The following is an 11463-nucleotide window of genomic DNA, read 5'->3' as shown; positions in this document are numbered from 1 at the left end:
CCGCCGGGGCGGCGGGTGCGGCGCCCGGGTCCGGCACCGGCCCGAGCACCTCGGCGCCCCCGGGGAGCCGGGCGTGCGCGAGCAGCGACGCCACCGCGCGCCGCCCACCGGTGACGGCGGCCGTCCGCACGGCGGGCGGCAGCGCCAGCTCCTCGCGCTCGGCGAGCTCCCGCGCGGCGAGCCCGGCCGGGTCCCAGCGGACGAGCGCCTGCGTCGGCCGCTCCGCCCCGTCCCCGACGAGCTGCACGAGGCCGCCCCGACCGGCCGGCCGCACGAGGGCCGCCGCCGCCGTCCACCGGCGCAGCGCGTCCTGCGCCGCCCGGAGCCCGGACCCGGCGCTGGCGACCGCCGCGTCGAGCAGCACGGCGGCGGCGTAGCCGTCCTCCGCCACGGGCTCGGCGCCGGGGGTCGCGACGACGAGGGCGGGCCGGTCCGGCACCCGCGCCAGGACGCCCCCCGCCGCCCGGGCGCCCGACACCACGACGCGCACGCCCGGGAAGGCGCGGCCGAGCTCCTCCGCCGTCCGCTCCGACCCCACGCGCACGGAGCGCAGCGCGCCGTGCCCGCAGGCCGAGCAGCGCCAGCCCGTCGCCAGGCGCCCGCACCAGCGGCACGCCGGGACCGCGTCGGCGCCGTCGAGACCCAGCGGGCCGTGGCACGCGGTGCACCGCGCCGCCTCCCGGCACCGGCCGCACGCGACCACCGGGACGTACCCGGCCCGGGGCACCTGCACCAGCACCGGGCCGCGTGCCAGCCCGTCCCGCAGCGTCCGCCACGCCGGCGTCGGCAGCCGCGCGGCCGCCGCGGGGCCCTCGCGCGCGAGCTCCGTGCTCGTCAGCGCCGCGACCCGCGGCACGCGCGCCCGCACCGTGGCCCGGTCGGCGGCCACCTCGTGCGCCCACCCCGACGCGACGAGCGCCTGCGCCTCCACGGTCCGGCCCGTCCCGCCCACGAGGAGCGCGCACCCCTCGAGCTCCGACCGCAGCGCCAGCACCTCGCGCACGTGGGGGTAGGGCGCCCGCGGCTCGCCGTGCAGGGGGTCGCCGTCGTCCCACACGACCGCCAGGCCGAGGTCGGGCAGCGGGGCGAAGGCCGACGCCCGCGTCCCGACGACGACCCGCGCCCGCCCGTCCCGCGCCGCGAGGAACGCGCGGTAGCGGGCCGCCGGCCCGTCCTCGGCGACGAGGCGCACGGCGGTGGCCCCCTCCGGCAGCCCCTCGAGCGCCCCGAGCACGCGGTCGACGTCACGGGCGTCGGGCACGACGACGAGCGCCGTGCGCCCCGACGTCACGCAGGCCTGCACGGCCTGGGCGACGGCGTCGGGCCAGTCCTCGCCGGCGGGACCGGGCAGGGCCGTCCACACCGCCCGCGGCGCCGACCCGCGGGCGACGTGCCCGAGGAACGCAGGCCCGCCGCGGTAGGCCGCCCACGCCGGGGCGTCGGGGTGCGCGGGGCCGGCGGCGGGCGCCGCTCCCCCGCCGTCCGAGGACGGCGAGGGGTCCTCCGCCTCCGTCCGCGCGTGCCGCGTCGGCACGGCCAGGCGCAGCACGTCGGCCAGGGTGCCGGCGTACCGGTCCGCCACCGCGCGGGCGAGGCGCAGGACCTCCGGGGTGAGGACCGGGTCGGGGGACACGACCCGGCGCAGAGGGAGGAGGTCGCCCTCGTGCTCGGCCGTGGCCACGCGCCCGAGCACGTACCCGTCGACCTCGCCGCCGCCGAACCGCACGCGCACGCGCACGCCCGGCCGGGCCGCGGCCGCCATCGTGGCGGGCACGGCGTACTCGAAGGGCCGGTCGAGGTGGTGGGGCGGCACGTCGACGGCGACGCGCGCCACCGGCCCCTCGTCGGCCAGGGCCACGGGCCCGGCGCTCACCCGGCGGGGGCGACGACGCGCACCGGGCAGCCCCGGCAGCGCGAGCTGCTCCCCCACCGCGCCCACCGGGGCCTCCCGCCCCGCGGCCGGCACGCCGCGCGCCCCGCTCAGGCGCCGACCGCGGCCCGCAGCGCGTCGACGCGGTCCGTGCGCTCCCAGGTGAAGTCCGCGTGCTCGCGGCCGAAGTGCCCATAGGCCGCGGTCCGCCGGTAGATGGGGCGCAGGAGGTCGAGGTCGCGCACGATCGCGGCGGGGCGCAGGTCGAACACGTCGCGGATGGCCCCGGTGAGCTCCTCGTCGCTCACCGTGCCCGTGCCGAACGTCTCCACGTACAGGCCGACGGGGTGCGCGGTGCCGATGGCGTAGGCCACCTGGGTCTCGCAGCGGCGGGCCAGCCCGGCCGCCACGACGTTCTTGGCGACCCAGCGCATGGCGTAGGACGCGGAGCGGTCGACCTTGGAGGGGTCCTTGCCCGAGAACGCGCCGCCGCCGTGCCGCGCGTAGCCCCCGTAGGTGTCGACGATCGTCTTGCGGCCGGTGAGCCCGGCGTCGCCCTGCGGGCCGCCGACGACGAACACGCCCGTCGGGTTGACGAGCAGCCGGACGTCGCTGACGTCGAGGTCGAGCCCCTCGGCCTCGAGCACGGGCCGCACGACGTGCTCCTGGACGGCGGGCCGGAGCTGGTCGTCGAGCCGGACGTCCGGCTCGTGCTGCGTCGAGACGACGACCGTGTCGAGGCGGACGGGGCGGTCCCCCTCGTACCCGATGGTCACCTGCGTCTTGCCGTCCGGGCGCAGCCCCGGCACGACCCCCTGCCGCCGCACCAGCGCGAGCCTCTCCGACAGCCGGTGCGCCAGCCACACGGGCAGGGGCATGAGCGAGGGCGTGTCGTCGCACGCGAAGCCGAACATGAGCCCCTGGTCGCCCGCGCCCTGCAGGTCCAGCGGGTCGTCGTCGCCGGCGTCCTGGCGCACCTCGAGCGCCTTGTCGACGCCCGCCGCGATGTCGGGCGACTGCTGCCCGATGGACACGGACACGCCGCACGACTCGCCGTCGAAGCCGATGTGGCTGGAGGTGTAGCCGATCCCCGTGACGACCTCGCGGACGATCTGCGGGATCTCGACGTAGGCGCTCGTGGTGACCTCGCCCGCGACGTGCACCAGGCCCGTCGTCACCATGGTCTCCACCGCCACCCGCGCCACGGGGTCCTGCTCGAGGATCGCGTCGAGGATGGCGTCCGAGATCTGGTCGCAGATCTTGTCGGGGTGGCCCTCGGTGACCGACTCGGAGGTGAACAGGCGCATGGCGGCGGGCATGCCCGGCAGCCTAGTGCGGAGCGCCGACACCGCCGTCCGGGCCCAGCCGGGCCACGACGGCGTCGAGCACCGCGTCCGCGACCTCGCGCTTCGAGCCGCTCGCGCCGGCCACCACCTCGCCCGTCCGGTCGAGGAGGGTCACCGTGTTGTCCGACGTCCCGAAGCCGCGGCCGGCACCCACCTCGTTGAGGACGAGCAGCGCGGCCCCCTTGCGGCGGGCCTTCGCGCGCCCGTGGTCCAGCACCGAGCCCGTCGCGTCGCCGGTCTCCGCGGCGAACCCCACGACGAGCTGCCCGGCGCGGGGCGGGTCGGCGACGAGCCCCGCGAGCACGTCGGGCGTGCGCACGAGCCCGACCACGGGGGCGTCGTCGCCCGCGCCCTTCTTGATCTTGCTCGCGACGGCCTCGGCCGGCCGGAAGTCGGCGACGGCGGCCGCCATGACGACGACGTCGGCGTCCGCGGCGGCGGCCCGGACCGCGGTGCCGAGCTCCTCGGCGGTCCCGACGGCCACGTGCTCCACCCCCGCCGGTGCGGGCACGTCCAGGTGCGCGCCGACGAGGGTCACGCGGGCGCCGCGGTCGCGCGCCGCGGCCGCCAGCGCCACGCCCTGCCGGCCCGAGGAGCGGTTGCCGAGGAACCGCACGGGGTCCAACGGCTCACGGGTCCCGCCCGCCGAGACGACGACGTGCCGCCCGGCCAGGTCGTGCCGCGGCCCGGCGACGAGCGCCAGCGCGGCCGCCGCGATGGCCTCGGGCTCCGGGAGCCGTCCGGGGCCGGTGTCGGCACCGGTGAGGCGGCCGGCGTCGGGGTCGAGCACGTGGACGCCCCGGGCGCGCAGCGTCGCGACGTTCGCGACGGTGGCGGGGTGCTCCCACATCTCCGTGTGCATCGCCGGCGCCATGAGGACGGGGCACCGGGCGACGAGCAGCGTCGCGGTGAGCAGGTCGTCCGCCCGCCCGGCGGCCGCGCGGGCGAGCAGGTCCGCGGTGGCCGGCGCCACGACGACGAGCTCCGCCTCCCGGCCCACCCGCACGTGCGCCACCTGGTCGACGTCCTCGAAGAGGTCGCTCGTCACGGGCTCGCCCGACAGCGCCTCCCACGTGGGGCGCCCGACGAACTGCAGGGCGGTGCGGGTGGGCACCACGCGCACGGCGTGCCCCGCCTCGCGCAGGAGGCGCAGCAGGAGGACCGCCTTGTAGGCGGCGATGCCCCCGCCGACCCCGAGGACGACGCGCACGACGCTCGGCAGCCGGTGGTCAGGCCTGCGGCTCGGCCTCGACGGGCGCGGCCTCGATGCTCAGCAGGCCCGCGTCGATCTCGCGCATGGCCACCGAGAGCGGCTTCTCCTGCGGGCGCACCTCGACCAGCGGGCCGACGTACTCCAGGAGGCCCTCGTTGAGCTGGGCGTAGTACGCGTTGATCTGGCGCGCGCGCTGGGCGGCGTAGAGCACGAGCGCGTACTTGGAGTCCGCGCGCTCGAGGAGGCGGTCGATGGGCGGGTCGGTGATGCCCGTGGGGGCGGCGACGGTTCCGGACACGGTGGTCTCCAGGGAGGTCGGGGGGAAGGGGGGACGGGGTCCGCCACCAGGGTACCGCGCGCCTCAGCGCCGGCCGGCGACCGCCGGGTCGTGCGGCACGAGGCCCATGACGTGGACGAGCTCGTCCGTGGCCCGGTGGACGTCGTCGTTGACGACGACGTGGTCGAACTCGGGCTCGGCCGCGAGCTCGACGCGGGCCGTGGCGAGCCGGCGCTCGCGCTCCTCCGCGTCCTCCGTGCCGCGCCCGACGAGACGCCGCTCGAGCTCCTCCCACGACGGCGGGGCGAGGAAGACGAACCGCGCGCCCGGCATGGAGGCGCGCACCTGCCGGGCGCCCTGGAGGTCGATCTCGAGCAGGGCCGGGACGCCGGCGGCGAGGCGCTCCTCGACGGGACGGCGCGGGGTGCCGTAGCGGTTCACGCCGTGCACGACCGCCCACTCGAGCAGCTCGCCGGCCTCGGCCATCGCGTCGAACCGCTCGGCCGTGACGAAGTGGTAGTGCACGCCGTCGACCTCCCCGGGCCGCGGGCGGCGCGTCGTCGCGCTGACCGACAGCCAGACCTCGGGGTACCGCTCACGGACGTCCGAGGAGACCGTGCCCTTGCCCACGGCCGTCGGGCCGGCGAGGACGGTCAGACGGGCGGGCGGTGGGGTGCTCACGGGGATGTGCTCCTGGTCCGGTGGTGCGTCGGGTGACGGCAGGCCGCCCGCCCCGTCGCGGGCGGCCTGCCGGCCCGGGGGGTGGTGCCGCCCGTCAGCCGAACCGGTCGACGAGCGCCTTGACCTGGTGGGGTCCGAGACCGCGCACGCGGCGGGTCTCCGAGATGCCGATCTCGGAGATGATCGCACGGGCCTTGACCTTGCCGACGCCCGGGAGGGACTCCAGGAGCGCCAGCACCTTGATCTTGCCGATGGTCTCGTCGGCCTGGCCCTGCTCGATGACCTCGGACAGGGAGCCCTGCGAGTACTTCAGCCGGTTCTTGACCTCGGCCCGCGCCTGCCGCGCGGCGGCAGCCTTCTTCAGCGCGTCGGCGCGCTGCTCGGGAGTCAACGGAGGGAGTGCCACTCGCGTCACCTTCTCGTCATCGGTCCGGCGACCCGCGCCGACGGCGGGATCGTGAGGACGAACGTAGCGACGCGGCCCCGCCGGGGCAACGCAGCGCGGCGCGACGACGTGCGCCGACGTGCACGTCAGCGCAGCGCCGCGCCCGCCTCGTCCGCCGCCCGGCGGGCAGCGGCCCGCAGCGCGGGCACGTCCGGGCCCGCCGCGAGCACCCCCCGCGAGGACGAGGCGAGCACGTGCCGGCGCGCGTCCCCGAACACCGCCGCGAGCTCGGCCGGCCCCGCGCCCTGCGCGCCGACCCCCGGCGCCAGCAGCGGGCCGCGCACGGCCGCGAGGTCGAGGCCGAGCCGTGCCGGGGCGTCGCCGACCGTCGCCCCGACGACGAGGCCGACCGACCCGGTGCCGTCGGGCGTGCCCGCGGCGGCGAGCTCGGCCGCGTTGAGCGCGGCCGCCTCCGCCGCGACGGTGGCCGCCACCGCCCGCCCGGACGCGTCCCGGGCGTGCTGCACGGCCGCACCCTCGGGGTTCGAGGTCAGGGCCAGCACGAACAGCCCCCGGCCCGTGGCGAGCGCCGCCTCCACGGCCGGGGCCAGCGAGCCGAAGCCCAGGTACGGCGACACCGTCAGCGCGTCTCCCGCCAGGGGCGACCCGTCGCGCAGGTAGGCGTCGGCGTAGCCGGCCATCGTCGAGCCGATGTCGCCGCGCTTGGCGTCCACCACGACGAGCGTGCCCGCCTCCCGGCCCGCAGCGACGACCTCCTCCAGCACCGCCACGCCGGCCGCGCCGTGCCGCTCGAAGAGCGCCGACTGGGGCTTCACGGCCGCCACGTGCCCCGCCACGGCCTCGAGGACGCGCTGCACGAACGTCCGCAGGCCCGCGGCGTCGTCGGCCAGCCCCCAGGCGGCCAGCAGCCCCGGGTGGGGGTCGATGCCGACGCACAGCGGGCCGTGCGCCCCCACGGCCGCCGCGAGGCGGGCCCCGAACGGCGCGGGCGTGCTCACGCGGGCGTCCCGGCCGCGGCCGCCGCCCGCCGCGCCCGCGTCGCCGCGCCGTGCTCCTGCAGGCTCCGGACGGTCAGCGGCGCCGAGCGCATCGCGGAGATCGCCTGCACGGCCGCGCCGAGCTGCTGCACGGTCGTGATGATCGTGGCGTCGGCGGCCGTCGTCGCCGCGCGGATCTCGTACCCGTCCGCCCGGGCACCCTGCCCCGAGGGCGTGTTCACGACCATGTCGACCTCGCCGTCCACGATGAGGTCGACGATCGTGCGCTCGCCGTCCGGGCCGCGGCCCGCGGAGTGCTTGCGCACGAGCGTCGAGCGGATGCCGCTGCGGCGCAGCACCGTGGCGGTGCCCTCCGTCGCGAGGATCTCGAACCCGAGCTCGGCGAGCTGACGCACCGGGAATACGATGGAGCGCTTGTCGCGGTCGGCGACGGAGATGAACGCGCGGCCCGAGGTGGGCAGGCCCCCGAAGGCCGCCTCCTGGGACTTCGCGAACGCCGTGGGGAAGTCCACGTCGAAGCCCATGACCTCGCCCGTCGACCGCATCTCCGGGCCGAGCACGGTGTCCACGACGGTGCCGTCGGCCGTGCGGAACCGCTTGAAGGGCAGCACCGCCTCCTTCACGGCGATGGACGCCCCGAGGTCGACGACGCGCGCGTCCTCCGCCGGCAGGACCCCGCTCGCCCGCAGCTCGGCGATGGTGCGTCCCGTCATGACGAGCGCGGCGGCCTTCGCCAGGCCGACCCCCGTGGCCTTGGCGACGAACGGCACGGTCCGGGACGCGCGGGGGTTCGCCTCGAGGACGTAGAGGACGTCGGAGACGAGCGCGAACTGGATGTTCAGCAGCCCCCGGACGCCGACGCCGCGGGCGATCGCCTCCGTCGACAGCCGGATCCGCTCGAGCTCGCCCGAGGAGATCGTCACGGGCGGCAGCGTGCAGGCGCTGTCGCCGGAGTGGATGCCGGCCTCCTCGATGTGCTCCATGACGCCGGCGAGGAACAGCTCGTGGCCGTCGAAGAGCGCGTCGACGTCGATCTCGATGGCGTCGTCGAGGAACCGGTCGATGAGCAGCGGCGGCAGCGTGCCGGCCCGCCCGCCGTCGGCGAGCTCGTCGAGCGCCCGCCCGACGTACTCGGACAGCTGCGTCTCGTCGTAGACGATCTCCATGCCGCGGCCGCCCAGGACGTACGAGGGCCGCACGAGGACGGGGTAGCCGATGCCCCGGGCGGTCTCGCGCGCGCCGGCGAGGGTCGTCGCGGTGCCGAAGGCGGGCGCCGGCAGCCCCGCGGCGGCCAGCACCTTGCCGAAGGCGCCCCGGTCCTCCGCGGCGTCGATCGCGTCCGGCGGCGTGCCGAGGATGGGCAGGCCGGCCTCGGCGAGGCGGTGAGCCAGCGACAGCGGCGTCTGCCCGCCGAGGGTCACGATGAGCCCGGCGACGGGCCCGGCCGCGAGCTCGGCCGCGTACACCTCGAGGACGTCCTCGAAGGTCAGCGGCTCGAAGTAGAGCCGGTCCGCGGTGTCGTAGTCCGTCGAGACCGTCTCGGGGTTGCAGTTGACCATGACGGTCTCGTACTCGCCCTTGAGCGCCAGCGCGGCGTGCACGCAGGAGTAGTCGAACTCGATGCCCTGCCCGATGCGGTTGGGCCCCGAGCCGAGGATGAGGACGGCCGGCCGCTCGCGCGGGGCGATCTCCGTCTCCTCGTCGTAGGTGGAGTAGTGGTACGGCGTGCGGGCGGCGAACTCCGCGGCGCAGGTGTCCACGGTCTTGAAGACGGGCAGGAGGCCGACGGCGTGCCGGGCGCCGCGGACGGCGTCCTCCGACGTGCCCCGCAGCTGCCCGATCTGCGCGTCGGACAGCCCGTGCCGCTTCGCGCGCAGGAGCACCTCGCGCGTGAGCGCCGGCGCCGCGGCCGTCTCCGCCGCGACCTCGTTGACGAGCTGCACCTGGTCGAGGAACCAGGGGTCGATGCCCGTCCGCTCGTGCACCGTCTCGACGTCGACGCCCGCGCGCAGGGCCTGCTGCAGGTCGACGAGGCGCCCCTCCGTCGGCCGGGCCAGCGACGCGACGAGCGCCTCGAGCGCGGCCCCCGAGGCCGGCGCGCCCCGCCAGTGGAAGGTCGCGTCCCGCTTGTCGATGGACCGCATCGCCTTGCCCAGCGCCTCGGTGAAGTTGCGGCCGAGCGCCATGGCCTCGCCGACGGACTTCATCGTCGTCGTCAGGGTGTCGTCGGCCGCGGGGAACTTCTCGAACGCGAACCGCGGGACCTTCACGACGACGTAGTCCAGCGTCGGCTCGAAGGAGGCCGGCGTGGAGCCCGTGATGTCGTTGGGGATCTCGTCCAGCGTGTAGCCCACGGCCAGGCGCGCGGCGATCTTCGCGATGGGGAAGCCCGTCGCCTTCGACGCCAGCGCCGAGGAGCGCGACACGCGGGGGTTCATCTCGATGACGACGACGCGGCCCGTGCGCGGGTCCACCGCGAACTGGATGTTGCAGCCGCCCGTGTCGACGCCGACCTCGCGGATGACCGCGATGCCGATGTCGCGCAGCTTCTGGTACTCGCGGTCGGTGAGCGTGAGGGCCGGCGCCACGGTGACGGAGTCGCCCGTGTGGACCCCCACGGCGTCGACGTTCTCGATGGAGCAGACGACCACGACGTTGTCGTTGCGGTCGCGCATGAGCTCGAGCTCGTACTCCTTCCAGCCGAGGATGGACTCCTCCAGGAGGACCTCGGTGGTCGGCGAGTAGTGCAGCCCCTGGCCCACGATGCGGCGCACGTCGGCCTCGTCGTAGGCGATCCCCGACCCCAGGCCGCCCATGGTGAAGGACGGGCGCACGACGAGGGGCAGGCCCAGGTCCGCGACGGCGGCGAGCGCCTCGTCGACCGTGTGCACGATGACCGACCGCGCGCTCTCGCCGCCGCAGACGGCCACGACCTGCTTGAACTGCTCGCGGTCCTCGCCCTTCTGGATGGCGGGGATGTTGGCGCCGATGAGCTCGACGCCGAACTCCTCGAGCACGCCGGCCTCGTCGAGCGCGATGGCGGCGTTGAGGGCGGTCTGGCCGCCGAGCGTGGGCAGCAGCGCGTCGGGGCGCTCCTTCTCGATGATCGCGCGCAGCACGGGCACCGTGATGGGCTCCACGTAGGTGGCGTCCGCGAACTCGGGGTCCGTCATGATCGTCGCCGGGTTCGAGTTCACGAGGACGACCCGCAGGCCCTCCTCCTTGAGCACGCGGCAGGCCTGCGTGCCCGAGTAGTCGAACTCCGCCGCCTGGCCGATGACGATGGGGCCGGACCCGATGACGAGGACGCTGGACAGGTCGGTGCGCCGCGGCATCAGGCATCACCCTTCGGCTCGGAGTGCGTGTGGTGGGGGTGCGTGTCGTGGAGGTCGACGGACCCCCGGGGCTGCGTCATGAGGTCGACGAAGCGGTCGAACAGGTACGCCGCGTCGTGGGGGCCGGCCGCGGCCTCGGGGTGGTACTGGACGGAGAAGGCCGGCAGGTCGAGCGCCTCCAGGCCCTCCACCACGTCGTCGTTGAGGTCCACGTGGCTGACGCGGACGCGGCCGTAGCGGCCCTCGTCGTGCGGCGCGACCGTGTCCTCGTCGAGCGGGGCGTCGACCGCGAACCCGTGGTTGTGCGCCGTGATCTCGACCTTGCCCGTCGTGCGGTCCATGACGGGCTGGTTCACGCCGCGGTGGCCGTAGCCGAGCTTGTAGGTGCCGAATCCGAGCGCGCGGCCGAAGAGCTGGTTGCCGTAGCAGATGCCGAAGAACGGGATCCGCCGGTCGAGGACGCCGCGCAGGAGCTCGACCTCGTGGGTCGCCGCCGCGGGGTCGCCCGGGCCGTTGGAGAAGAAGACGCCGTCGGGGGCGAGGGCCAGCACCTCGTCGAGGTCGGCCGTCGCGGGCAGCACGTGCACGCGCACCCCGCGCTCGGCGAGGCGGTGCGGGGTCATCGACTTGATGCCCAGGTCGAGCGCGGCCACCGTCGCCACGGGCTCGGCCACCGGCCGCCCGTCGGCCCCGAGGGGCTCGACGACGTAGGCGCCGTCCGTGGAGACCTCGGCGGCGAGGTCCGCGCCGGCCATCGCCGGGGCGGCGAGCACCTGCTGGAGCAGCTCCCCGGGCTGGGCGGTGCCGCCACCGGGCCGCTCGAGGGCCTCCCCGGAGAAGACGCCGGCGCGCATGACGCCGCGCTCGCGCAGGTGGCGCGTGAGGGCGCGGGTGTCGATGCCGCTGATCCCGACGACGCCCTGGGCGACGAGCTCCGCGTCCAGGCTGCGACGCGCCCGCCAGCTCGACGAGCGCCGGGCCGGGTCGCGCACGACGAACCCGGCGACCCAGATCCGCGCCGACTCGGGGTCCTCGTCGTTCACGCCCGTGTTGCCGATGTGCGGCGCCGTCATGACGACGATCTGGCGGTGGTACGAGGGGTCGGTGAGCGTCTCCTGGTACCCGGTCATGCCCGTGTTGAAGACGATCTCGCCGACGGTCGTGCCGGTGGCCCCGTACGCCTCGCCGCGGAACGTCCGGCCGTCCTCCAGGACGAGCAGCGCGTGGGTCATCGGGGGTCCTCCGGGGGGGTGGGGGGCGTGGGCGGGGCGGGGGGCGCGGGGGGCGACGTCGGGGGCGGCGGGCCCCCGACGAGGGCGGCGGCGGCGGCCAGCACC

The 11463-nt window shown here is 76.6% G+C and carries 9 protein-coding genes; all 9 read right to left on the bottom strand.

All coding sequences use genetic code 11. The annotated features are described in order from the left end of the window. Nucleotides 1–1939 (bottom strand): primosomal protein N' family DNA-binding protein (locus tag EJA20_RS16650; RefSeq protein ID WP_129339663.1); only part of this gene is annotated, 1939 nt, incomplete at its 3' end. 41 nt (nucleotides 1940–1980) lie between these two features. Beyond that, the gene (metK, locus tag EJA20_RS16645) at nucleotides 1981–3189 is read right to left on the bottom strand and encodes a methionine adenosyltransferase (protein ID WP_129339662.1); all 1209 of its coding nucleotides are present in this window, start codon (nucleotides 3187–3189) and stop codon (nucleotides 1981–1983) included. 10 nt (nucleotides 3190–3199) lie between these two features. Continuing rightward, entirely contained in the window at nucleotides 3200–4426 is a 1227-nt protein-coding gene (gene coaBC / locus EJA20_RS16640) for a bifunctional phosphopantothenoylcysteine decarboxylase/phosphopantothenate--cysteine ligase CoaBC (protein WP_129339661.1), read from the bottom strand. Nucleotides 4427–4445: 19 nt separating this feature from the next. Continuing rightward, the gene (gene rpoZ, locus EJA20_RS16635; protein WP_129339660.1) at nucleotides 4446–4727 is read right to left on the bottom strand and encodes a DNA-directed RNA polymerase subunit omega; all 282 of its coding nucleotides are present in this window, start codon (nucleotides 4725–4727) and stop codon (nucleotides 4446–4448) included. Between the two features lie 63 nt (nucleotides 4728–4790). Beyond that, nucleotides 4791–5387, bottom strand: coding sequence for a guanylate kinase (gene gmk / locus EJA20_RS16630; protein ID WP_420836449.1), 597 nt, complete (start codon nucleotides 5385–5387; stop codon nucleotides 4791–4793). A 94-nt stretch (nucleotides 5388–5481) separates the two neighbouring features. Further along, a complete protein-coding gene (gene mihF, locus EJA20_RS16625) occupies nucleotides 5482–5793 on the bottom strand; it encodes an integration host factor, actinobacterial type (protein ID WP_129339659.1) in 312 nt (103 codons plus the stop codon). A gap of 125 nt (nucleotides 5794–5918) precedes the next feature. Next, nucleotides 5919–6791 (bottom strand): orotidine-5'-phosphate decarboxylase, encoded by an 873-nt coding sequence (pyrF, locus tag EJA20_RS16620; RefSeq protein WP_129339658.1) that lies wholly within the window; start codon nucleotides 6789–6791, stop codon nucleotides 5919–5921. Beyond that, nucleotides 6788–10126: a carbamoyl-phosphate synthase large subunit gene (carB, locus tag EJA20_RS16615; RefSeq protein ID WP_129339657.1), complete on the bottom strand. Its 3339-nt coding sequence runs from the start codon at nucleotides 10124–10126 to the stop codon at nucleotides 6788–6790. Before carB ends, pyrF begins: the two co-directional genes overlap by 4 nt. Beyond that, nucleotides 10126–11358: a glutamine-hydrolyzing carbamoyl-phosphate synthase small subunit gene (gene carA / locus EJA20_RS16610; RefSeq protein ID WP_129339656.1), complete on the bottom strand. Its 1233-nt coding sequence runs from the start codon at nucleotides 11356–11358 to the stop codon at nucleotides 10126–10128. Before carA ends, carB begins: the two co-directional genes overlap by 1 nt. Nucleotides 11359–11463: the final 105 nt, after the last annotated feature.

It is taken from the genome of Cellulomonas endophytica (assembly GCF_004123805.1).
GTDB lineage: Bacteria > Actinomycetota > Actinomycetes > Actinomycetales > Cellulomonadaceae > Cellulomonas > Cellulomonas endophytica.
The sequence above is the reverse complement of the archived record's forward strand: the minus strand, read 5'-3'. Positions and strand labels throughout refer to the sequence as shown.